Below are 23,939 nucleotides of genomic sequence, written 5' to 3' on the forward strand. Positions count from 1 at the left end.
CGCCTGAGGCCGGACGGCAGGTCGCGCCAGCGAACCTGTCCGACGACACGGGGTTTACCCCCGTGTCGGCCCTTGCAGGGTTCTGGCCCCGTCGCGGCAAAGCCACGTCGTCGGACGCGGCTGCTGGCCGCGCCGGCCGGGTGAGCGCTTTAGCCTCGATTTAGCTGCGCTAAATCGCTAGGCGCGCACGCTATGGCAGCAGCACCAATTCTCGCATATGAAAATCTCGGCGTTATCCAAGGCTCGGGCTGGCTCTTTCGTGGGCTCGATATTCACGTTGGCCCGCGCGACCGGCTTGCGCTGATCGGGCGCAATGGCGCGGGCAAGACCACGCTGATGAAATTGCTCGGCAACAAGATCGATTCGGATGAAGGCCGCCGCACGATCGTGCCGGGCACGCGCGTGATCCTGCTCGAACAGGAACCGGCGATGACGGGCTTTTCGACGCTCGCCGATTATGTCCTGTCGGGCGACGATGCGCCGCAGCGGCATGAAGCGGAAGCGATTGCCGACCAGCTCGGCATCGACCTCACGCGGGAAGCCGCCAAGGCGTCGGGCGGCGAACGTCGTCGTGCCGCGATCGTGCGCGCCTTCGCGCAGAACCCCGACGTGCTGTTGCTCGACGAGCCGACCAACCATCTCGACATCGGCGCGATCGAATGGATCGAGGAATGGCTCCAGCGCTTCCGCGGCGCCTTCGTCGTGATCAGCCATGACCGCACCTTCCTGACCAAGCTGACCAAGCAGACGCTGTGGATGGACCGTGGCAATTTGCGCCGCGCGGAGATCGGCTTTGGCGGGTTCGATGCCTGGACCGAGGCGGTCTATGCCGACGAAGCGCGCAATGCCGAGAAGCTCGACGCGAAATTGAAGCTGGAGGAACATTGGCTGCTGCGCGGGGTCACCGGGCGGCGCAAGCGCAACCAGGGTCGCCTGACCAAGCTGGTCGAGATGCGCGCCGAACGTGCGTCGATGGTGGGGCCGCAAGGCTCCGCTAACCTCACGATCGGCACCGACGACGCCAAATCGAAGGTCGTGATCGACGCCAAGCATATCTCCAAGGCGTTCGGCGAGCGCACGATCATCGGCGATTTGACGCTGAAGGTCACGCGGCGCGACCGGATCGGCATCGTCGGCGCGAATGGCGCGGGCAAATCGACCTTGCTCAAGCTGTTGACCGGCGAGTTGGAGCCCGACGGCGGCACGATCCGCTTCGCCAAGACGATCGAGCGGATCGTGATCGATCAGCAGCGCAGCAAAATGGAACCCGACAAGACGATCCGCGACGTGCTCGCGGACGGCGGCGACTGGGTCGAGGTGCAGGGCATCCGCAAGCACGTGATCGGCTATCTCAAGGAGTTCCTGTTCGAACCCGGCGTATTGGATGCGAAGATCGGCACGCTGTCGGGTGGCGAGCGTTCGCGCCTGCTGCTGGCGCGCGAATTCGCCAAGCCGAGCAATCTGCTGGTGCTGGACGAGCCGACCAACGATCTCGATCTCGAGACGCTCGATCTGCTGCAGGACGTGATCGGCGATTATGACGGCACCGTGCTGATCGTCAGCCACGATCGCGACTTTCTCGATCGCACCGTGACGATCACGCTCGGGCTCGACGGCTCCGGCACGGTCGATGTCGTGGCCGGTGGCTATGAGGATTGGGAACGCCGCCGCAAGGCCAAAGCGCCGACCAAACGCGGGTCGATCGCCAAGAATGCCGTTGCCCCGGTTGCGGCGTCCGCGCCGGGTGCAAAGATCAAGCTGACCTATAAGGATCAGCGCGATTACGATCTTTTGCCCAAGCGGATCGAGGCGCTCGACGCTGCGATTGCGCGCGATCAGGCGTTGCTCGAAGATCCCGATCTCTACACCCGCGACCCCGATGCGTTCGAGCGGCTGATGGAAGCGATCGGCCAGGCGCAGGAGGACAAGACTAACGCCGAACTGCGGTGGCTGGAGTTGGCGGAAATGGTCGAAGGGCAGGGGTGAGCTAATTCCTCCCCGTGCCGGGGAGGATTGATTTATTTCAAAGCCCGCCCGTGCCGCCCGGCCAGATCGGTGATGTAATGCCACGCCACCCGCCCCGAACGGCTGCCGCGTCGCGTCGCCCAGCCGACCGCGTCGGTCGGGTCGAACGGCAAGTCATGCGCCCGTGCATACCCCGCGACGATCGCGAGATAGCCATCCTGATCGACGACGTGGAAGCCGAGGCTCAGCCCGAACCGGTCGGCGAGCGCCAGGCCATCGTCGGCGGCATCGCGCGGGTTTATCGCCGTTGGTTGATCGATCATGTCGCGCGGGACGAGGTGGCGGCGGTTCGAGGTGACGACCAATCGCGCATTGGCGGGCCGCGCCTCCGCCCCGCCATCGAGCATCGAGCGCAGCGCGCGTCCGTCGGCGGCGGCATCGAATCCAAGATCGTCCAGGAACAGCAGGAACGCGCGCGGTAGATCGGCGATCTGGGCGAAAAGGGCGGGCAGGGTGTCGAGCCGTGGCGTCACGATCTCGACGAGCGCGAGCGAACCGTCGCGCTCGGCCTGCACCGCGCCGGCAACGGCCTTCACCAGCGCTGACTTGCCCGACCCGCGCGCGCCCCACAGCAGCACGTCATGCGCGGCCGCGCGCTGCGCCAAATGGCGAACCGTGTCGAGCAACGCGGCCTTCTGCGTGTCGATCCCGTGGAGCCGGTCGAGTGCCAGCGGGCGAAAGTCGCGTACGCCCTCCAGCACCGCGCCACGCCAGACATAGGCCGGTTGCGCCAAGGGATCGGCGGCGACGGCGACGGGTGGTGCGAGGCGTTCGAGGGCTTCGGCGATGCGGATAAGCGGATCGGTCATGCACTTGCTGGTAGCGCGGGATGCCTGGCCTCGCTAGCCAAGTACCTTCAGCGCCGCGACCGCCGCCAGGCGATCCCCGAAATTCGGATCGGCCAGCGCCGCGCGGATCTGCGTCGCGGCTTCGGTCTTGCGGTTGAGATCGGCATAGGCCTGCCCCAGATGCCAGCGCAGCACCGCATGATCGGGCGCGATCGACGCCGCTTTCTCCAGCAATTGCAGCGCTGGTTCGCTCTTGCCTTGCGTGTAGAGCGCCCAGCCATAGGCATCGGTCGCCGCCGGGTTCATCGGTGCGAGCGCATAGGCCGCCTTGCCGTAAACGAGGCCGGTCTCGGCATCGCCATCGCCCGTGTAGGCATAGGACAATTCGGCGAGCAACGCGGCGTCGCGATTGCCGATCCGCTGGCGCAAGGATTCGAGCGTCTCGATTACGGCATCCCAATCGCCGCCAGCGATCTGCCAATGCGCGGTCAGGCGTTGCCCCGCGACATTTTGCGGGTTTTGCGACAGGAACAGCGCGAGCACGTTCGCCGCTTCGGCGCGCCGCCCGGCGCGATCGAGCGCGTCGGTCGCGCGCAGCATCGTCGGTTCGTCGAACCGGATGGTGGCGGCTCTGGCGTAAGCATCGGCGGCATCGCCATAGCGATTCATCGCCATCAGCGTATCGCCGACCGCGATGTGCGCTTGCGGTGCGCCGGGGGTGAGCCGGACCAGCGCTTGCGCTTGCGACAAGGCCGCTGCGGTATCCCCGGCATCGATCAGCCCGCGGATCAGGCCGAGTTGCACGACCGGCTCTGCCGGGGCGTTCGCCGCTGCCTGGCTCAGCGCGGGCAAGCCGCTGTCGCTGCCGAACGGGGTCGATCCGACGACCTCCGGCATGGCCGAGCGGTCGAGATATTTGGCCGCCCAATCGCGCTCGCCCGCTTGTTCGAACGCGCGCGCGACGAGCGACAAGGTGTAGCTGTCAGCATCGGGCCGCAGCGCGACCGGACGCAGCACGTCGAGGCTGCCGCGCGGATCACCCGAGCGCAGCAGCGCCGCGCCGAGCAAGCGCCGTGCGACGATGTTGGTCGGCTGCTGCCCCACCAACATGCGCCAATTGTCGATCGCTTGCTGATAAGCACCGGCCTTATACGCGAGTGTACCGGCCAGCAGTAGCGCGCCCGGCGTACCGTCGAGCTGCCCCTTGGTGCGCTCCAGCAACGAGCGGGCGAGATCATCATTGCCGGCACGTGCGGACAGCACCGCCTGAAGATACAGCGCCTGCGGGCTGCCCGGACGGGCGGCAAGCGCCTTGCGCGTCGCGTCGAGCATGTCGGCATAGCGCCCGACATCCCCGAGCGTGGCGGCGTAGTCGATCAGCGCGGGATGATAATATGCGTCATGCGCCAGCGCATTTTCGAACCAGGGGAGCGCCGCAACAAGGCCGTATTGGCTCCGCACCAATTCACCGCGCACCGTGAGCGCTTCCACATTGTTGGAGTCGAGATCGATCGCGTGCTGCGCCGCGCCGATCGCCCCGGCCATATCGCCTGCATTGTATTTGATGCGCGCCAGGTCGGACCAAGCGAAGCTATCCTTGGGCGCCGCGGCGATCAGCGTGTTCAGCGCATCCTGCGCGTGCGCAACATTGCCTTGCGCTGCCAGCGCCTGCGCCCCGACGCGGATCGCATAACCGGCGTAACGCGGGCCTGCCTTGATTGCTTCGTCCAACGCGCGCTTGGCGTCGCCCTGCAGCAACCATGCATGCGCATACAGCTGATGCGAGGCCGCTGGATCGAAACCGGCGTCGCGCGCGCGGTCGAGTTCGCCCTCAGCGGCCACGCCGTCGCCGAGCGCGAGGAAGCTTCGCGCGAGCATGGCATGGGCGAGGCCCCAGCTCGGATCGGCCTTGATCGCGGCTTGGGCATGGCTGCGCGCAGCACTGTAGTTACCCGCCTTCAGCGTCGCTACGCTTAGCGCAAGTGCGGTGCGCGCGGTCGCGGCGTCGGCATGCGCCGATCCGGTTGCGGCGATGGCAAGCAGCGTCGCACTGGTCGCCGCGGCGATCCCGCCGATCACACGAGAGAAGGACTTACGCATGGAGATCATAGCTCTTCAAGAGGTCGTACAACGTGGGACGGCTCACCCCTAACAGCTTAGCGGTGTTGGAAATGTTACCGTCGGCGCGGGCGAGCGCTTGTGCGATGGTCGAGCGGTCGGCGCTCTCGCGCGCGGCGCGCAAATTGATCGGCGGTTCGGCCTCGCCCGCGACCAGATCGAGGTCAGCGGCGGTGACGAGCTTTCCCTCGGCCATGATCACCGCGCGCTTCATGCGGTTTTCCAGCTCGCGAACATTGCCGGGCCAGGCCCAGACCGCAATCGCGGCGCGGGCATCGGGCGAGAGGCCGGTGACGCCAGAATGCATCGACTTGGCATAGCTTTTGAGAAAGTGTTGCGCGAGCAAAACGGCGTCGCCGCTGCGCTCGGCGAGCGCCGGGATGCGCACCACGATCTCGGCGAGGCGGTAGTACAAATCCTCGCGGAAGCTGCCCGCCGCGACCATCGCGTCGACGTCCTGATGCGTCGCGCAGACGATCCGCGTATCGACCGCAATCGCTTTGCGCCCGCCGATTCGCTCGATCGTGCGTTCCTGCAGGAAGCGCAGCAATTTGACCTGCAGCGGCAGCGGCACATCGCCGATCTCGTCGAGGAACAGCGTGCCGCCCTGCGCTTGTTCGATCTTGCCTTCGGTGGTTTTTACCGCACCGGTAAACGCGCCCTTTTCGTGGCCGAACAATTCGCTTTCGAGCAGCGTTTCGGGGATCGCCGCGCAATTGATCGCGACGAACGCACCCTTGCTGCGCGGACTGCTTTCATGGAGGCCCCGCGCGAGCAGTTCCTTGCCGGTGCCGCTCGCGCCGAGCAGCATCACCGAAACATCGGCCCCCGCGACACGTTCGATCGTGCGCGTGACCTTTAGCATTTCAGGTGCGGCGGTGATCATCCCGCCCAGCCCCGCCCCTGTCCCGCGCGCCGCGAGCCGCCGATTTTCGCTTTCCAGCGCATGGACATGGAAGGCGCGCGCAACGATCAGCCCGAGCGCGTCGATATCGATCGGCTTCGCGTAAAAATCCCAGGCGCCGTCGGCAATCGCCTGCAATGCGCTTTCGCGCGCGCCGTGGCCGGAGGCGACGATCACCTTCGTATCGGGCTTGATCCGCAGGATTTCGGCAAGCGTGGCAAAGCCTTCGCGCGTGCCGTCCGGGTCGGGCGGCAGGCCGAGATCGAGCGTCACGACGGCCGGCTCCTCCGCCCGCACCGCATCGAGCGCGGTTGCACGATCGACTGCGGTGATGACTTCATAGCCTTCATACGCCCAGCGCAGCTGGCGCTGCAGGCCGAGATCGTCCTCGACGATCAGGAGTTTGGGTTTGTTAGTCATGACCCACATCCGTTCGGGCTGAGCTTGTCGAAGCCCCGCTCTCGTCCAACCGCGTCATCGCCTGTGGAGACAGACGCTTCGACAGGCTGAGCGCGAACGGGGTGTGCGGAAGACGACTCACGCCGCCTGATCCAGCGTGAGCGCGCGTGCCGCCGGCAGCATCACGCGGAAAATCGTGCCGTCGCCGGAGCGGCTGTCGACCGCGACGGTCCCGCCCATCGCCTCGGCCAATTGCTTCGCCTCGAAGGCACCGATGCCGAATCCGCCCGGCTTGGACGATACGAACGGCTTGAACAATTGGTCGCGCAAGAAGGCCGGCGTCATACCGCAACCCTGATCGATCACCGACAGCACGACCGTTTGCCCCTCGGTGACCAGTGATATGGTAACGGGTTCGGTCGGCGGACTCGCCTCGATCGCATTCTGGACGAGATGGCCGAGCAATTGCTCGAGCCGCGCCGGATCGGCTTGAGCGAGGACGCCCGGCGTGCCGATCACCACGATCGGATGCTGCGACCGCCGCCGTGCCGCGACCTGTTCTGCCAGCGGGAACAGATCAACCGCACGCAAATCCTCGCCGCGCGCGCGGTGGTTCTGCGACAGGCGCGCGAGCAGATCATTCATGCGGCCGGCCGATTCCTGCAGCGTCGCGACCATGTCGGCGCGGAAGGCGGGATTGTCGGCATGGCGTTCGGCATTGCGGGCGACCAGCGTCAACTGGCTGACGAGATTTTTAATGTCGTGCAGGATGAAGGCGAAGCGGCGGTTGAATTCGTCGAAGCGCTCCGCCTCGGCCAAGGCTTCCTGCGCGCGCGCCTCGGCCAGATAGCTGGCGACCTGCCGCCCGGCGATCCGCAGCAGATCGAAATCCTCCCAGTCAAGCGCGCGGTCGACCAGGGGCCGCGCCAGCAGGATCGCGCCCTGCAAGCGCCCAAGATGGAGCAACGGCACGAGGACCCAGCCATCGGCGTCGAGCATCCACATCGGCACGCTCGCGGTCTCGACCGGCTCGGCAGTATCCGTACGCACGCTATCCAGCTCGACGATCCGACCGCTGGCGGAAAGGTAGGCGACGAGCCGTGCGTCGATGCCCGCACTCGCGCCCTCCCAATTCCATCCCGCGCCGACGCCGAGGCCGAGGCCGTCGGGCACGAGCAACAGGCCGGCGGGTGAATCGGTGAGGTCGGCGACCGCCTTGACGATCCGTTCGTCGAGCGGGGCCGCCCCGTCGGGCTTTCCGAGCGTGTCGGTGAAGCGGATCCACTCGACGCGGTAATCGTAACGATGGCGGAAGAGGTGCTTGGCGACCTTGACCTTGGTCCACGCCTTTACCCATGGCGAGGACAGGATCGTCAGGCCCGCGGCAGTCGACCCGAACACGAACGCGGTCTGCCACAGCCGGGCGTTCTCGCCACTGACGCTCGCGATCATGCTGGTCGCGGCAAGCATCAGTGCAGCGTAAAGCAGGGTCGCGGCAAAGGAGAGCGTCTGCCATGCGACCGTGCGCGACAAATGCAGCGTCCAGTCACCATTGCGCTGCACGGCGATGGCGAAGACCGGCGCGGCCAGTGCCATGACGCACCCGCGTCCCGCAAGCAGCGCGCTCGGCCAGGAGTCGCTGGCGTACAGCGCAGCGTAGAGCAGCAGATCGACACCCCACATTGCAGACAGCGCCACGACCACCAGCCGGATTCCGCCCCGCGCGCGTGGCGCGACGGCGGTGTAGAGATGGTGCACCAATAGCAAAGCGCCGATTGCGACCATCATCCGCAACACCACGCCAACGGCGACAAGCGGCGGTACCGCGGCCGCGCCGACGGCTTCCTCGATTATCGATAGCCCGGCGCCGACCAGCACAACTAACGTCACGACGCCGTAGATGATCGCCACGGCGCGATGCTCCTGCGCACGTCGATCGCGCCGCACGAGTGCATACATGAAGCCGAGCCAGGCAAGATTGCGCGCTGCCTCGGCAATGCGGGTCACGACATCGGTTGCGCCGATGCCGGACACTGCCAGCGCCCACAGGGCGGTCGTGCCCAGCGCGACAACGAAGGTCAGGCGCGGCAGCGCGGTTGCCGCCGTGACCCCATCGGCGCGCAGCCGCGACAGCGCGACGCCCGCGAACAGCAAGGCGGCGAGCGCGTGGCTCCACAGGATGAGGGTGGCGGGGCCGGTCATCGCCTTACCGCGCACCCTCGGGCCACAGCACGACGCGGATCGTCTGCAGCAGGATCAGCACATCAAGAAACGGCGAGTAGTTTTTCGCGTAATAGAGGTCGTATTCGAGCTTCTGGCGGCTGTCTTCGATCGATGCGCCGTAGGGATAATTGATCTGCGCCCAGCCGGTAATGCCGGGCTTCACCATGTGCCGCTCGGCATAATAATTGAGCTGCTGTTCCAGATCCTCGACGAATTGCGGGCGTTCGGGCCGCGGGCCGACAAAGCTCATCTCACCCTTCAGCACCGACCAGGTCTGCGGTAATTCGTCGATCCGCAGCTTGCGGATGATGCGGCCGATGCGCGTGATGCGCGGATCGTCCTTTTCGGCCCACACCGCTTGCCCGGCGACCTCGGCATCCTGCCGCATCGAGCGCAGCTTCACGCAATCGAAGCCGACTCCGTACAGTCCGACGCGACGCTGACGATAGAAAGCCGGCCCCTTGCTCTCCAGCCTGATCGCGATTGCCGTCACGATGATCAGCGGAAGCGCGAACGTCAGCAGGATCAGGCTGGCGGTGATGTCGAACAGGCGTTTGAAGATGCTCGACAGCATCCGTCCGCTCGAGAATCCGTCGGAAAAGATCAGCCAGCTCGGATTGACGCTCTGCAGATCGACTCGACCCGTTTCGCGTTCCAGGAAGGTCGAGATTTCGTTGACGTGGACGCCGGTCGTCTTGATCCGGAGCAGATCCTTCAGCGGCAGCGCATTGCGACGCTCCTCCAAGGCCAGCACGACTTCGCTCGCGTTGAGCAGCACGACATGGTCGGCGAGATTGTAGATCGCATCGCGCGCGATCGCTTCGGGAATGACGCGGGCCGGTTCGCTCATCGAGATATAGCCGACCACGACAAAGCCAGCGCCGGGTGTCTGTGCGAGCGCCTTCAGGCGGGCCGCACGGGCACCCGCACCCAGCACGACGACGCGCCGCTTGAACGCCTGACCGCCGATCATCTTGCCGACCAGAACGCGCAGCGCGATCAACAGCACCGCGGCGATGCCCATCGAATACAACAGGTTCGAGCGCCAGAAGGTGGCGGCCGGGAGAAGGAAGTAGATGACACTCAGGAAAATGACGCCGAGCGAAATGGCCACCAGCAGCCGCGCCGTCGCATAGCGCAGCGACTGAAGCGCCCCTGCGCCGTAAACGCCAACGGCGATCATCGCCAGTTCGACGCTGCCGGCGAAGGTGAGGAGCTGCGGAATGCGCGTCGCAACCGGGGTGGTGGGCAACGCCACTTGCCCCATCCGAAGCGTATAGCCGATTTCGCCCGCCACGATCAGCAGTACGAGATCGAACAGGCCGAGCAACAGCACGGCATTGGGGATATAATGTTTGAACACCCTGATCATCGTGTGCGCCTTGTTTGCGGCTTCGGTTGCCGCGGCCGCTGTCAAGAAAACCGACACCGACCGATCCGATGTCGCAGAAATTGACAAAGAAAGGTTGAACGCGGGTGGGGGCGCGGGATCGCACTTGATCCACGACAGTTACGCTAGCGCCGCAACCGCGCTACAGCGGGGGCGAACCGGAGGATTTCCAGCATGCCGCATTCGACGCCGATCGTTCCTGTCATCTTGTCGGGCGGATCGGGTACGCGGCTGTGGCCGATGTCGACGCCGGCCATGCCCAAGCAAATGCTCGCGCTCACCGCGCAGGAGACGATGTTGCAGCTCACGGTGCAGCGCGCGCGAGGCGATAGCTTCGCCGCGCCGATCGTGGTCGCCAATGCCCAGCATGCAGCCATGGTCGAGGCGCAATTGCATGCCGTCGATGCGGCACCCCAAGCGCTGATCCTCGAGCCCGTCGGCCGCAACACTGCGCCCGCGATTGCGCTGGCGGCGATTGCGGCGGGTGGCGGAGCGGCACCGTTGCTGGTGATGCCGTCCGACCATGTCATCGCCGATGTTGCCGCGTTCCACGCCGCGATCCACGCGGCGTTGCCGTTGGTGGAGGAGGGCTGGCTCGTCACTTTCGGCATCGATCCGCACGCGCCTGAGACGGGCTATGGCTGGATCAAGGTCGGGCCTGAGATCTCGGGCGGGGTTCACCGCGTCGCGAGCTTCGTCGAGAAACCGCCGCGCGATGCCGCAGAAGCGATGCTCGCGGCGGGCGATCATGCGTGGAATGGCGGCATCTTCCTGTTCCGCGCCGATGCCTATCTTGGTGCGCTGGCGACGTATGGCCCCGCGATGCTGGCGGCGTGTCAGCAGGCTATGGGTGCTGCGCGACGGGAGGGCGGGCGCATCTATCCCGATGCCGAAGCATTCGCCACGGCACCGTCCGATTCGATCGATTATGCCGTGATGGAAAAGGCGGACCGAGTCGCCGTCGTGCCCGTGAGCATGGGCTGGAGCGACCTCGGCAGTTGGGACGCGCTGCACGAGATCAGCGATTTGGATGCCGACGGAAACGCTCATGCCACGGGCGAGGGCGGCGCGGTGATCGCGATCGATACCGCCAATTGTCTGGTGCGCAGCGACGGAATCCGGATCGCGATGGTCGGCGTCACGGATCTGATCGTGGTGGCGAGCGGCGACGACGTGCTGATTCTCCCGCGCGGGCGCAGCCAAGAGGTGAAAGCGCTGATCGAGAAGATGAAGGCGAGCGAAGCCAAGGCTTAGCGCAGCTACGCCGAGGCGGCGCAGCTGCGACCCCGGACGGCGGTGCCTCCGCACCGACCGACGACGCGGCCCTTCGGCTGCCTGCAAGGCAGATGCTCGGGACATGCTTTGCCGCGGCGTTAAACCGGGTTAGTCTCTCGCATGCCCGCGCTTAAAATCCACCCCTTCCGTGACGACCTCGCGCAGGCCTTCCACGATATCAACGCGGCGTGGATCGGCGCGATGTATACGCTGGAGCAGACCGACCGCGACGTGCTCGAAAACCCGCGTGCGCGGATCGTCGATGGCGGCGGCGATATTCTGTTCGTCGAGGCCGAGGGCCTGGGCATCGTCGGGGCGTGCGCGCTGCAAAAGACCGGCGAGTGCCAGTTCGAGCTGACCAAGATGGGTGTGCTGGAATCGGCGCGGGGGCGCAAAGCGGGGGAGTTCCTGCTGCACGCGGTCATCGCGCGTGCGCACGATATGGGGGCTGAGCGGTTGTATCTGCTGAGCAACGCGAAAAGCGCGGCGGCGATCCATCTCTACGAAAAGCTCGGCTTCGTGCACGATGCGGCGATCATGGCGGAGTTCGGTACGCGCTATGCGCGATGCAACGTCGCTATGCTGTATCCAATCCGGCACGCAGTGGCAGCGGCGATATCGTAGCGCATCCGGAACAAAATGCCATCGATGCGCGTCATCAGGTGGACATTATACGGGAAGCGACGATGCGACGGATAACCCTTACGACGACATTGATGGCGATCATGCTGACGCCCGTGGCGGCACAGGCCGGCGCGCCGCAAGAAAGCAGCCTCGGCAAGGCCGTTACCCAGCCGCTGCGGGACACGCGGATCAAGGATGAAAAGATTCCCGAAATCCTGCAACTTGCGGCGTCGGCACCCTATTCTTCGGTTAATACGCGGACCTGCAAATCGATCGCGGGCGAAGTGCGGCGGCTCGATCAGGCGCTTGGCCGCGACGTCGATGCGCCGGAGGTCACCAAGAACGAGCGGTCCGAAATGGCGGCGGTCGCGGCGCGGACGGCGGTCAATACGCTGATCCCGGGTCTCGGCCTCGTGCGCGTGATCACCGGCGCCGACAAGCAGCAGCGCCGGGTTGAGGCGGCGGTCTATGGCGGATCGGTGCGGCGTGCGTATCTGAAGGGCATCGGACAAGCGCGCCGCTGCGGCGTGCCCGCAGCCCCGACGCGCGAGGCGGTCAACGACGTGCAAGAGTTGTCGTGACGGTTGAACGATAGGCGGAACGAGAAAGGGCCGGGGAGTGATCCCCGGCCCTTTTCGTTGGTCCAGCTTTGGGGCTGGGATGGTGCGAGCTTCCAGCACCGGCAAAGCCGGTGCTCGTCGGACGGGTTCGACGACCAAGGTCGCCGACCCGCCGGCCGGCGCCACGCGAGTCCTGGAATAGCGCGCGCTATTCCAGGCCGCGTTGGCTCAGAAGTCCATACCGCCCATGCCGCCCATGCCGCCGCCGCCCATCGGCATGGCAGGCTTGTCTTCAGGCATCTCGGACACGGCCGCTTCGGTCGTGATGAGCAGGCCCGAGACCGACGCCGCGTTCTGCAGCGCGGTGCGGACGACCTTGGTCGGGTCGATCACGCCGGCTTCGACGAGGTTCTCGTACGTGTCGGTCGCAGCGTTGAAGCCCATCGTGGTGTCGTTGCCATCAAGCAGCTTGCCCGAGACGACGGCGCCATCATGGCCCGCATTCTGTGCGATCTGGCGGACCAGCGACGTCAGCGACTTGCGGACGATGTCGATGCCGCGCGTCTGGTCTTCGTTCGCACCGGTCATGCCGTCGAGGCACTTGGTGGCGTACAGCAGAGCCGTGCCGCCGCCGGGGACGATGCCTTCTTCAACGGCTGCGCGGGTTGCGTGCAGCGCGTCGTCGACGCGGTCCTTGCGCTCCTTGACTTCGACTTCCGACGAACCGCCGACCTTGATGACAGCAACGCCGCCAGCCAGCTTCGCGAGACGCTCCTGGAGCTTCTCCTTGTCGTAATCCGACGTGGTGTTTTCGATCTGCTGACGGATCGCATCGGTGCGGCCCTTGATCGCTTCGTGATCACCGGCACCGTCGACAATGACGGTGTTGTCCTTGTCGATCGTGACGCGCTTGGCGGTGCCGAGCATGCCGATCGTGACCGACTCGAGCTTGATGCCGAGGTCTTCCGAGATCATCTCGCCCTTGGTCAGGATCGCGATGTCCTCGAGCATCGCCTTGCGACGATCACCGAAGCCCGGTGCCTTGACCGCTGCGACCTTCAGGCCGCCGCGCAGCTTGTTGACGACGAGCGTGGCCAGAGCCTCACCCTCAATGTCCTCGGCGATGATCAGGAGCGGACGGCCCGACTGAACGACGGCTTCCAGGATCGGGAGCATCGCCTGCAGGTTCGACAGCTTCTTCTCGTGGATCAGGATGTAGGGATCCTGAAGCTCGACCGACATCTTCTCGGGGTTGGTGATGAAGTAAGGCGAGAGATAACCACGGTCGAACTGCATGCCTTCGACGACGTCGAGTTCGAACTCGAGACCCTTGGCTTCCTCGACCGTGATGACGCCTTCCTTGCCGACCTTCTCCATCGCTTCAGCGATCTTCTCGCCGACGACGGTGTCGCCGTTTGCCGAGATGATGCCGACCTGGGCGATTTCCTTGGTGCCCGAGACGGGCTTGGAACGCGCCTGGAGATCCTTGACGACTTCGACGACTGCAAGGTCGATGCCGCGCTTCAGGTCCATCGGGTTCATGCCGGCCGCAACCGACTTCATGCCTTCGCGGACGATCGCCTGCGCCAATACGGTCGCAGTGGTCGTGCCGTCGCCGGCGACGTCGTTGGTCTTGGAGGCCACTTCGCGCAGCATCTGCGCGCCCATGTTCTCAAACTTGTCCTTGAGCTCGATTTCCTTGGCGACGGTGACGCCGTCCTTGGTGATGCGCGGTGCGCCATAGCTCTTGTCGATCACGACGTTGCGGCCCTTTGGCCCCAGCGTGACCTTCACGGCGTCGGCGAGGATGTCCACGCCACGCAGAATACGTTCGCGGGCGTCACGCCCGAATTTTACGTCCTTGGATGCCATGGTGAGGCTACCCTTTCAAATGTGGAAAGTTGTGAAAGTTGTGCTCGGAAGGGGTTAGCCGACGATCCCGAGGATGTCGGATTCCTTCATGATCAGCAGGTCTTCACCGTCGACCTTGACCTCGGTGCCGGACCATTTGCCGAAAAGGATCTTGTCGCCAGCCTTGACGTCGAGCGGCGTGATCTTGCCATCGTCGGCGCGCGTGCCGGTGCCGGTGGCGACGACTTCGCCTTCCTGCGGCTTTTCCTTGGCGGTTTCCGGGATGATGATCCCGCCTGCGGTCTTCTCTTCTGCCTCTACGCGGCGGACGAGGACGCGGTCGTGCAACGGACGAAAGTTCATGCGCGAAGTCCTTCTGTAATGATCGGTTGTTAGCACTCGCCTGTGGTGAGTGCCAGCAGGGCTCATATGATGTCGCCCAGGTCCGGCGTCAACCGGTCGGCGCATCCATTGCGGGACAAAAAATAATGCGTGTTAGGGACGCAACACGCATTTACTCGTGTCCGTGCTTGCCCTAGCGATAGGGCGTATTTGCGCCAAGCAGGGAGCGGCCAAGTGAAACTCGTACGGGGCGCATGGAAGATTCTGGTCGGCATCAAGGACGGGCTCGTCCTGATCGCGATGCTGTTGTTTTTCGGTCTGCTGTTCGCCGGGCTTTCGAGCAAGCCCAGCACGGTTGCGGTCCGCGATGGCGCGCTGGTGCTCAAGCTTAACGGAGCGATCGTCGAGCAGCCGGCTATGGCCGACCCGTTCGCCGGCTTCAGCAGCGGTGGAGCCCCCAGCGAATTCCGCCTGCGCGATGTCGTACGTACGCTCGACAAGGCTGCCAAGGACGATCGCGTTAAAGTGGTGGTCCTCGATCTCGATTCGTTCGGTGGCGGCTATCCGGCGGCAGTCGATGAAGTGGCGAACGCCATCCGCCGCGTGCGCGATGCCAAGAAGCCGGTGCTGGCCTATGCCACCGCCTATACCGATTCCGCGTATCGGCTGGCCGCCAATGCGAGCGAGATCTGGATGAGCCCGATGGGCGGCACGCTCTTCATGGGTCCGGGCGGATCGCAGCTGTATTACAAGGGCTTGATCGACAAGCTCGGCGTTAACGCGCACGTCTACCGTGTCGGCAAGTACAAGTCGTTCGTCGAGCCTTATACCCGCACCGAAGCCTCTCCCGAGGCGAAGGAAGAAGTGGTCAAGCTGTACGAAGTGCTCTTCGCAAATTGGCAGGAGGCCGTCGCCAAGGCGCGGCCCAAGGCCAAGTTCCAGCCGTTTCTGACCACGCCGGGCGCGGTGATCACCGCCGCACAAGGCGACATCGCCAAGGCCAATCTCGATGCTGGTCTGGTCGACAAGCTTGGCACGCGGCTCGATTTCGGCAAGCGCGTGGCGCAGCTTGCCGGGGTCGACGACAAGAAGGTCGCTGGCAGTTTCAAGACGATCAAGTACGCGGCCTATGTCGCGGATAACCCCTTGCCGACCAATGGCAGCAAGATCGGCGTGCTGACGATCGCGGGCGATATCGTCGATGGCAAATCGAACGGCGGCAGCGTCGGCGCCGATACGATCGTCAAGCTTATGCTCGATGCGCTCGCCAAGAAGGATCTGAAGGCGCTGGTCGTTCGCGTCGATTCGCCGGGCGGATCGGCGCTGGCATCCGAAGATATGCGCAACGCGATCCAGGAAGCGAAGGCGCAAAAATTGCCGATCGTCATTTCGATGGGCAGCGTGGCGGCATCGGGCGGCTATTGGGTCGCGACCGCTGGCGACGTGATCTTCGCCGAGCCGACGACGATCACCGGATCGATCGGCATTTTCGGCATCATCCCGACCTTCGAGAATACGCTGAAGAAAATCGGGCTCACCACCGACGGGGTGAAGACCACGCCGTTGTCGGGCCAGCCGGACATTTACGGCGGGACCAACCCGGAGACCGATGCGATCTTCCAGGCGGGGATCGAGAATGGCTATCGCCAGTTCATCACGCGCGTGGCGAATGCGCGCAAGCTGAGCACGACGCGCGTCGATGAGATCGGCCAGGGTCGCGTGTGGGATGGCGGGACGGCGCGGCAGATCCGTCTGGTCGATCGTTTCGGCGGGCTGAACGATGCGATCGCCGAGGCGGCGAAGCGTGCCGGCCTCAAGCCCGAGGACGTCCATGCCGAATATCTCGAAAAGAAGCCGAGCGCCTGGGCGAAATTCTTCGAGCAAATCCTCGAATCGAATAAGGATGACGAGGACACGTCGGCCGGCGATGCCTTCACGCGAATGGCGGCCGAGCGGCGTGCGGTGTTCGCGCGCGCGCTGGGCGATGTGAAGCGGATCGGCACGGGGGCCGCCATCCAGGCGCGGTGCCTGGAGTGCGATGGTCTGGGCGGCAATCCGCCGCGCGCGGGTGATGCGCGGCTGGTCGATCTGGTGCTGGCAAGGGTTGGATTGTGAGCGTCCGCCCAACGGTCGGCCGATGAGCGTGGACAAGGCCCCGATTCAGATCGCGGTGCGGCCCGCCACGCCCGATGATGCCGCCGCGATCGCCGCGATCTACCGGCCCTATGTCGAGCGCGGCACCGTCTCGTTCGAGCTCAAGGCACCCACCGAACATGTGATGCGGCAGCGGATGGCGGCGTCCGAGGGCAAATATCCGTGGCTGGTCGCGACCGCGGTCGAGGGCGGGGAACTGCTCGGCTACGCTTATGCCTCGGCCTTCCGCGATCGCCCGGCGTATCGCTACACGATAGAGACGACCGTCTATCTGCTCGAGGGTACTGCCGGGCGCGGCAACGGGCGGCAATTGTACGACGCGCTGATCGACACCGTGCGCGCGCAGGGCTTTACCCATGCGATCGGCGTGATTGCCCTGCCCAATGATCATTCGATCCGGCTCCACGAATCGGTAGGTTTCAAGCGTGCCGGGGTAATGCGCGAGGTCGGCTATAAAGACGGGCGCTGGATCGACGTCGGCTTCTGGCAATGTGAACTCAACGACGCGACGATGCCGCCGATGGAGCCGAAACCGTTCAGCGAGACCGGGATGGTGTGGGATTGGTGAGGTAGCGGCGTGATGATGTTCCCCGGCGAAGGCCGGGGTCCAGTGGCGGAGGCAGTGGGTGGAGAAACCGGGCTTCGTTTACATCATGGCGAACCGCCGTAACGGCACCATCTACCTTGGTGCCACCAGCGATCTCGTGAAGCGCGCGTGGGAACATCGTAACGGGTTGGTTGAGGGCTTCACCAAACGCTACGAATGCTACCTGCTCGTCTGGTACGAAGCCTGCGACTCTATCGAGTCCGCGCGGATCCGCGAACGCCAGATGAAGGAATGGAAGCGCGCCTGGAAAATCCGCGAAATCGAAGGGCTCAATCCGGAATGGGAAGATTTGTACGAGGCGCTGCGCACGATTGCATAAGGGCGCGCGACTGGGCCCCGGCCTCCGCCGGGGAACTAGCAAGACTGGCCCCGCTTCGCTAAGGCCGCATTCAAATGACCGACACCCCAGACACACCCGCCCAGCGCGACTACCGCGACACCGTCTTCCTGCCGAAGACCGATTTCCCCATGAAGGCGGGGCTCCCCGCCAAGGAGCCTGGCATCCTCGCGCGCTGGCAGGCGATGGGGCTGTACGAGAAGCTGCGCGCCGCGCGCGCCGGGCGGGAGAAGTTCGTTCTGCATGATGGCCCGCCCTATGCGAATGGCGACATGCATATCGGCCATGCGCTCAACCATATCCTCAAGGACACGGTGTGCCGCACGCAAGGGCTGCTCGGCAAGGACGCGCCGTATGTGCCCGGCTGGGACTGCCACGGCCTGCCGATCGAGTGGAAGGTCGAGGAGAAGTACCGCGCGAAGAAACTGAACAAGGATGAGGTCCCGGCGGCCGAGTTCCGCGCCGAATGCCGCGCCTATGCGCAGCATTGGGTCGACGTGCAGCGCGAGCAGTTGAAGCGGCTCGGCATCAATGGAGATTGGGACCATCCGTACCTGACGATGGATTTCGCCGCCGAGGCGACGATCGTCACCGAGCTGATGAAGTTCGCCGAGAGCGGCCAGCTCTATCGCGGCGCCAAGCCGGTGATGTGGTCGCCGGTCGAAAAGACCGCGCTCGCCGAGGCCGAGGTCGAATATGAGGACGTCGTCTCGACGCAGATCGACGTGGCGTTCGAGATCACGCACGCGCCGAACGCGCCCGAACTGGTCGGCGCGCACGCGGTAATCTGGACGACGACGCCGTGGACGATCCCGGTCAACCAGGCGCTGAGCTATGGGCCGGAGATCGAATATCAGATCGTAACCGATCCAGACGGTCGTCGCTTGCTTGTCGCAACGGCGCTTGAGGACGGTGTCTTTATGCGTCTTTCAGCGTCTCACGATAACTATGGCTGGGGCGGCGATTACAAGAAGATCAAGGGCTCCCAGCTCGAAGGCGCCAGCGCGCGCCATCCGATGCACGCGCTCGGCGGGTTCTTCGCCAAGCCCCGCCCATTCCTCCCCGGCGATTTCGTCACCACCGACGCCGGCACCGGGCTCGTCCATATGGCGCCGGACCACGGCGAGGACGATTTCCTGCTGTGCAAGCAATACGGCATCGATCCGGTCTTCGCGGTCGATGGCGCGGGGATGTACCGCGAGGATTGGGCGTGGCTCGGCGGGCAGGGCTCGGTGATCAACAAGAAGTTCGTTTCCGCCGAGGGGCCGATCTGCTCGGACCTGCGCAGCGTCGGCGCGTTGCTCGCGGCGAGCGATGATTTTGCGCATAGCTACCCGCATTCGTGGCGGTCGAAGGCGAAGGTGATTTTCCGCGCGACGCCGCAATGGTTTATTCCGATGGATGTGCCTCTGCCGGTATCCCCCTCCCGCTTGCGGGAGGGGTTAGGGGAGGGGCTGTCAGCCAGCGACACCCTGTCCGAACATGCCCTCCCCCAACCCCTCCCGCTAGCGGGAGGGGAGCAGGAAGGGGCGACCCTCCGTTCCACCGCCCTGGCCGCCATCGAAGCCACCACCTGGTACCCCCCCAAGGGCCAGAACCGCATCACCGCAATGGTCGCTGGCCGCCCGGATTGGGTGATCAGCCGCCAGCGCGCGTGGGGTGTGCCGATCACCTTGTTCGTCGATCGCAAGACCGGGCAATATCTGAAGGACCCCGCCGTCAACGCGCGCATCGTCGCGGCGGTGCGTGAACAGGGCGTCGATGCGTGGAGCGAGGAAGTCGCGCAGGACCTGCTCGGGCCGGACTATGATCTCGCCGACTATGAGCGCGTCACCGACATTCTCGACGTGTGGTTCGACAGCGGCTGCACCCATGCCTTTGTGCTGGAAAGCGGGCGCTGGCCCGATCTGCAATGGCCGGCCGATCTCTACCTCGAAGGCTCCGACCAGCATCGCGGCTGGTTCCAGTCTTCGCTGATGGAGGCGTGCGGCACGCGCGGGCGCGCGCCGTATAACGCCGTGCTGACGCATGGGTTCACGATGGATTCCAAGGGCATGAAAATGTCCAAGAGTCTTGGCAACACGATCAATCCGCTCGACCTGATGAAGGAATCGGGCGCGGATATCCTGCGGCTGTGGGCGCTGTCGGTCGATTTCACCGAGGACCACCGGATCGGCAAGGAGATTCTGAACGGCGTTTCCGACCAGTATCGCAAGCTGCGCAATACGTTTCGCTACCTGCTCGGCGCGCTCGACGGGTTCGATGAAGCTGAGCGGCTGCCGGTGGCGGAGATGCCCGAGCTCGAACGCTATGTGCTGCATCTGCTCGCCGAGCTGGATGCGAAGCTGCGCGCGGCGGTTCTGGTGTATGATTTCAACAGCTATGTCCGACTGCTGACCGAATTCGCGCAGGAGGATTTGTCGGCCTTCTACTTCGATATCCGTAAGGATTCGCTCTATTGCGATGCGGTGGACGACCCCAAGCGGCGGGCGTGCCGGACGGTGTTCGACACGCTGTTCCACGCGCTGGTGCGCTACGCCGCTCCGGTGCTGTGCTTCACCGCCGAGGAAGTGTGGCAGGATCGCTTCCCGAGTGAGGACGGCTCGGTGCATTTGCTGGAGTGGCCGGAGGTGCCGGAGGTTGCCGGTGCCAATGCTGCGACGTGGGGCGCGGTTCGTGTCCTCCGCCAGCAGGTCAACGAAGCGATCGAGCCGCTGCGCCGCGACAAGATCGTTCGGTCCAGCCTCGAGGCGGAAGTGGTGGTGCCCGAAGCGCCGCTGCCGGTCGCTGATCTCGCCGAACTGTTCATAGTAGCGAAGGTGTCGGAGGGCGATACGCTTGCGGTGACTCGCAGCGATTTCCACAAATGCGGCCGCTGCTGGCGCTTGCTGCCCGATGTGGTGGAAGATGGCGCGCTTGATGCGCGTTGCGCAAAGGTGGTCGCATGAAGCTCCCCCTGGCCGGGTTCGCGACCGCTGCTTTGCTGTTCGTGGCCGACCAAGCCACGAAATACGGCGTCACCGACGTGATGCGCCTGAGCGAGATGACCAACGCGCATTACGTCAACGACGTTTTCAACGTGCGCTTCGTCGCCAATCGCGGCGTGTCGCTGGGGCTGATGCGCGCCGACGACCCGATGGCGCGGTGGCTGCTCGTCGCGATGACCGGGGCGATCGCAATCGGCGTGTTGATCTGGATGCTGCGCGAGCGCAACCGGTTCGACCAGATCGGGCTCGGGCTGGTGCTCGGCGGGGCGATCGGGAACATCCTCGACCGCATTCGCTTCGGGTTCGTGGTCGACTGGGCCGATCTGCATTTCGGCGACTGGCAGCCGTTTCTGGTGTTCAACCTGGCCGATGCGGCGATCACGATCGGCGTGCTCATCTTGTTCGCGCGCGCGCTTCTGGTACGAGAAAAGCCGAAAGCGGAATCGGGGACAGATTCCGGCCCCAATTCTGGGCCAAATAATTCTGCGTCAGAACAGGGCGCAACGGAGACAACACATGCGTAAAGCCACCACCCTCATCGCCGGTCTCGCCCTGGTCACCCTGGCGTCGGGTTGCGCCACGAACAAGGTCGGGCGCAGCGGCCCCGACGAATTCGCGGTGGCGCGTCAGGCGCCGCTGGTCATTCCGCCCGATTTCTCGCTCACCCCGCCGCGCCCGGGTGCCGCGCGCGCCAATGACGTCAGCCCGAATGCACAAGCGCTCGACGCGCTGTTCGGTGGCACGGCGCAGCGCAGTGCGGGCGAAACCGCGACGATCGCGGCGGCGGGGGTCGACAGCGACGACCCGGGCATCCGCTCGACCGTCGGTGATCCCGGCACGACCGTGGTCGACAAGGGTGCCACGACGCGCGACGTGGTCGCGGCCCCCGAGGGCGACGGCCAGAATGCCAAGGCGGCGACGCCCAAGTAAAGGCTCGCCGCTGCTTCCGGCCGCCGCTCATCACCGCGAGGCGACGCAAACCGCTGGCATGAAAAAGGCCGCGTACCGGATCACCCGGTGCGCGGCCTTTTCTTGGACGGTGGATGGGAGGTGTTAGAAGCTGGCGGTCAGCGACGCGACCACACCGCTCTTGCTTTCGACCGCGCCGACCAGATTGTTGAACTTTGCGTCGGTGTCGACATAGCTCACGCCGAACGTCAGCACCTTGTACGTCGCGGTGACGCCCAAGCCCCAATCGGTGTAGCCGTCCTGCTCCTTGCCCTTGCCGAACGACGACGCCAGCCAGCTGGTGCCGAAGGTATGGCCGAGATGGGCGGTGACGCTGAGCGGCGTCTTCGGGATCGCGCCGGTAAAGTCACCCGCGAGATAGACGTTGTCGCGTTTGCGGCTGTTGAACGAACTGCCGACGCCGGTCTGGTCGAGCGCCAGCGCTTTTTGCTTCGGCGCGTAGTTTATCGTGGCCTTGGCAGTCACCGGGCCTAACGTCGTCGAGACGTCGAAATACGGCTCGAAGAAATCCGAATGGACTCCAGGCGTCTTGTCGCGCGGGTAGAAGTAATAGAGCACGCCGCCATCCAGCTTGATGCCGCTGATGGTCTTGCTGTAGCCCGCGATAAAATCGATTTCCTGCCGCGCATTCCCGCCGGCAACGACATAGTCGGTCACTGAAGACCCCCACGCCGACACGTAAAAGCCCGATTCGTGCGTCGCCGTGATCGATCCCTGAAACGCAAACTGCTTGTCGGTCTGCGAAATGCCGCGGAAACGATAATCCGAGACGATGGCGGCCGTTGCATTGACCGTGATCGGCGGCGGCGGTGCGGTAGGCGCGTCCTGCGCGAAGGCAGGGGTAGCAGAAGCGGCGAGCGAGAGCACGCCGAGCGTCATTGTGGAGATGCGCATCGTTTCCCTTTCGAAAATGCGATCGTCCCCGCCTGCTTCACCGGTGCAGCGTCTGTCAGCGGCGAAACGCCCCCCGCGCGACTAACCGGCAAGGCGCTGAAGTGGCTGCTTGTGCTGCACCGCACAACAAAATTGTGCGCGTTTGTTGCCGATTCAAGTCTTATTGTTGCTGTTCAGCAACAGTAGAGCAATGTTGAGGAAATGCTGCAGCAATGAAAAATCGGTTAGCGTGCGGCCGAGAAACGCTCCAGTCCGGCGGCCAGATCGGCGATCAGATCGGCCGGATCCTCAAGCCCGATCTGCAACCGGACCAGCGGCCCGGCATCGGCGCGACGCGTGACGGTGCGGTAGCGTTGCGGATCGACCGGCAGCGCGAGGCTTTCGAACCCGCCCCAGCTATAGCCGATGCCGAAATGCGCGAGTCCGTCGATCAGCGCGGCGCGGGCCGCTTCGTCCCCGCCGTTCAGGACGAACGAGAAGAGCCCCGACGAACCGTTGAAATCGCGCACGAAGGTTTCGTGGCCGGGGCACGTCGGGAGCGCGGGGTGGAGGACCGTCGCGACCTCGGGCTGCTCCGCCAACCAGCGCGCGATTTGCAACGCGCTCGATTCGTGCTGTCTCAGCCGGATCGCCATCGTGCGCAGGCCGCGGCTGCCGAGCCAGCAATCGTCGGGGCTGGCGATCTGGCCGAGCTGGAAGCTTGTGTCGCGCAACCGTGCGAAATGGCCGGGCGCGGCGGTGACCGAGCCGAGCATCACGTCGCTATGGCCGACGACATATTTGGTGCAGGCCAGGATCGTCAGATCGACGCCGTGCGCGATCGCCGGGAAGAAGAGCGGGGTTGCCCAGGTGTTGTCGAGCAGGGTGACAACGCCGCGCGCCTTGGCCGCCGCGACGATCGCGGGGACGTCCTGCACGTCGAAGGTCAGGCTGCCGGGGCTTTCCATCAGGATTGCGCGGGTGTTGTCGGTGATCAGGTCGGCGATGCCGGACCCGATCAGCGGATCGTAAAACCGCGTCGCGATGCCCATGCGCTGGAGCAGACCGGTCGCCATCGATCGCGTCGGATCATAGGCGCTGTCGGGCAGCAGCAGGTCGTCACCGGGCGAGAGCACCGACAGCAATGCCGCCGCGATCGCCGCCACACCCGAGGGATAGAGGAAAGTGCCTTCCGCGCCCGGTTCAAGCTCGGTCAGCGCATCGGCGAGGCTCCACTGCGTCGGCGTGCCCTTGCGCCCGTAGAACAGCCGGTGGTGGGTGTCGCGCGCGCCCGCTGCGCGCAAGTCGGCCACGCTGTCGTAGAGGATCGTCGAGGCGCGCCATACCGGCGTGTTGACGATCCCCTGCGTCCATTCCTTGCGCCGCCCCGCGGCAACGACGCGAGTGGAGTCGCCCTTGGGATGGTTGCTTTCGTTGCTCATTATTTCAATGTCCCACCGTCACCCCGGTCTCGTGCCGGGGTCTACCGTGGTTCGCAACCACCATTTGCAGG

19 protein-coding genes are annotated in these 23,939 nt (G+C 64.9%); 10 read left to right on the forward strand and 9 right to left on the reverse strand.

Annotated features, from left to right (window positions below; translation table 11 throughout):
* The first annotated feature begins 192 nt into the window (after positions 1-192).
* On the forward strand, positions 193-1,986 hold the full coding sequence (locus tag HMP06_RS16715) for an ABC-F family ATP-binding cassette domain-containing protein (protein ID WP_176498103.1): 1,794 nt from the start codon (positions 193-195) through the stop codon (positions 1,984-1,986).
* 32 nt (positions 1,987-2,018) lie between these two features.
* Here HMP06_RS16715 and HMP06_RS16720 read toward each other — a convergent pair whose 3' ends face one another.
* From HMP06_RS16720 to HMP06_RS16740, 5 genes are all read right to left on the reverse strand, one after another.
* A complete protein-coding gene (locus tag HMP06_RS16720) occupies positions 2,019-2,834 on the reverse strand; it encodes an ATP-binding protein (RefSeq protein WP_176498104.1) in 816 nt (271 codons plus the stop codon).
* 33 nt (positions 2,835-2,867) lie between these two features.
* Entirely contained in the window at positions 2,868-4,913 is a 2,046-nt protein-coding gene (locus HMP06_RS16725; protein ID WP_176498105.1) for a tetratricopeptide repeat protein, read from the reverse strand.
* Positions 4,906-6,255: a PEP-CTERM-box response regulator transcription factor gene (gene prsR / locus HMP06_RS16730; RefSeq protein WP_176498106.1), complete on the reverse strand. Its 1,350-nt coding sequence runs from the start codon at positions 6,253-6,255 to the stop codon at positions 4,906-4,908. The genes HMP06_RS16725 and prsR overlap by 8 nt, the downstream gene beginning before the upstream one ends.
* A gap of 117 nt (positions 6,256-6,372) precedes the next feature.
* The gene (gene prsK / locus HMP06_RS16735; RefSeq protein ID WP_176498107.1) at positions 6,373-8,436 is read right to left on the reverse strand and encodes an XrtA/PEP-CTERM system histidine kinase PrsK; all 2,064 of its coding nucleotides are present in this window, start codon (positions 8,434-8,436) and stop codon (positions 6,373-6,375) included.
* Between the two features lie 4 nt (positions 8,437-8,440).
* Positions 8,441-9,829, reverse strand: a complete 1,389-nt coding sequence (locus tag HMP06_RS16740) for a TIGR03013 family XrtA/PEP-CTERM system glycosyltransferase (RefSeq protein WP_176498108.1) — start codon at positions 9,827-9,829, stop codon at positions 8,441-8,443.
* Between the two features lie 192 nt (positions 9,830-10,021).
* Here HMP06_RS16740 and HMP06_RS16745 point away from each other — a divergent pair, with 192 nt between their 5' ends.
* From HMP06_RS16745 to HMP06_RS16755, 3 genes are all read left to right on the forward strand, one after another.
* On the forward strand, positions 10,022-11,101 hold the full coding sequence (locus HMP06_RS16745; RefSeq protein ID WP_176498109.1) for a mannose-1-phosphate guanylyltransferase/mannose-6-phosphate isomerase: 1,080 nt from the start codon (positions 10,022-10,024) through the stop codon (positions 11,099-11,101).
* Positions 11,102-11,242: 141 nt separating this feature from the next.
* Positions 11,243-11,746 (forward strand): GNAT family N-acetyltransferase, encoded by a 504-nt coding sequence (locus HMP06_RS16750; protein WP_176498110.1) that lies wholly within the window; start codon positions 11,243-11,245, stop codon positions 11,744-11,746.
* Positions 11,747-11,808: 62 nt separating this feature from the next.
* Positions 11,809-12,327 (forward strand): hypothetical protein, encoded by a 519-nt coding sequence (locus HMP06_RS16755; protein WP_176498111.1) that lies wholly within the window; start codon positions 11,809-11,811, stop codon positions 12,325-12,327.
* Between the two features lie 207 nt (positions 12,328-12,534).
* Here the strand turns inward: HMP06_RS16755 and groL are convergent, their stop codons facing one another.
* On the reverse strand, positions 12,535-14,178 hold the full coding sequence (gene groL, locus HMP06_RS16760; RefSeq protein WP_176498112.1) for a chaperonin GroEL: 1,644 nt from the start codon (positions 14,176-14,178) through the stop codon (positions 12,535-12,537).
* Positions 14,179-14,232: 54 nt separating this feature from the next.
* Positions 14,233-14,520, reverse strand: coding sequence for a co-chaperone GroES (gene groES, locus HMP06_RS16765; protein ID WP_176498113.1), 288 nt, complete (start codon positions 14,518-14,520; stop codon positions 14,233-14,235).
* A gap of 213 nt (positions 14,521-14,733) precedes the next feature.
* On the opposite strand from groES, the gene sppA reads away from it, so the two are divergent.
* The 6 genes from sppA to HMP06_RS16795 all read left to right on the forward strand — a co-directional run bounded on the left by sppA (position 14,734) and on the right by HMP06_RS16795 (position 21,514).
* Positions 14,734-16,614 carry a signal peptide peptidase SppA gene (gene sppA / locus HMP06_RS16770; RefSeq protein ID WP_176498114.1) on the forward strand — a complete coding sequence of 627 codons (1,881 nt, stop codon included), beginning with the start codon at positions 14,734-14,736 and terminating at the stop codon, positions 16,612-16,614.
* Positions 16,615-16,636: 22 nt separating this feature from the next.
* Positions 16,637-17,221: a GNAT family N-acetyltransferase gene (locus HMP06_RS16775; protein ID WP_176498115.1), complete on the forward strand. Its 585-nt coding sequence runs from the start codon at positions 16,637-16,639 to the stop codon at positions 17,219-17,221.
* A 58-nt stretch (positions 17,222-17,279) separates the two neighbouring features.
* Positions 17,280-17,579, forward strand: a complete 300-nt coding sequence (locus tag HMP06_RS16780) for a GIY-YIG nuclease family protein (RefSeq protein WP_176498116.1) — start codon at positions 17,280-17,282, stop codon at positions 17,577-17,579.
* 74 nt (positions 17,580-17,653) lie between these two features.
* Complete coding sequence (gene ileS, locus HMP06_RS16785) at positions 17,654-20,545, forward strand: isoleucine--tRNA ligase (protein WP_176498117.1); 2,892 nt, start codon at positions 17,654-17,656, stop codon at positions 20,543-20,545.
* Positions 20,542-21,108, forward strand: a complete 567-nt coding sequence (gene lspA / locus HMP06_RS16790) for a signal peptidase II (protein WP_176498118.1) — start codon at positions 20,542-20,544, stop codon at positions 21,106-21,108. The genes ileS and lspA overlap by 4 nt, the downstream gene beginning before the upstream one ends.
* Positions 21,101-21,514, forward strand: coding sequence for a DUF3035 domain-containing protein (locus tag HMP06_RS16795; protein WP_176498119.1), 414 nt, complete (start codon positions 21,101-21,103; stop codon positions 21,512-21,514). The genes lspA and HMP06_RS16795 overlap by 8 nt, the downstream gene beginning before the upstream one ends.
* Before the next feature lie 123 nt (positions 21,515-21,637).
* Here HMP06_RS16795 and HMP06_RS16800 read toward each other — a convergent pair whose 3' ends face one another.
* Together HMP06_RS16800 and metC are read right to left on the reverse strand one after the other, a co-directional pair.
* Positions 21,638-22,447 (reverse strand): TorF family putative porin, encoded by an 810-nt coding sequence (locus HMP06_RS16800; protein WP_176498120.1) that lies wholly within the window; start codon positions 22,445-22,447, stop codon positions 21,638-21,640.
* Positions 22,448-22,671: 224 nt separating this feature from the next.
* Positions 22,672-23,868, reverse strand: a complete 1,197-nt coding sequence (gene metC / locus HMP06_RS16805; RefSeq protein WP_176498121.1) for a cystathionine beta-lyase — start codon at positions 23,866-23,868, stop codon at positions 22,672-22,674.
* Positions 23,869-23,939: the final 71 nt, after the last annotated feature.

Source organism: Sphingomonas sp. HMP6 (assembly GCF_013374095.1).
Lineage (GTDB): Bacteria > Pseudomonadota > Alphaproteobacteria > Sphingomonadales > Sphingomonadaceae > Sphingomonas.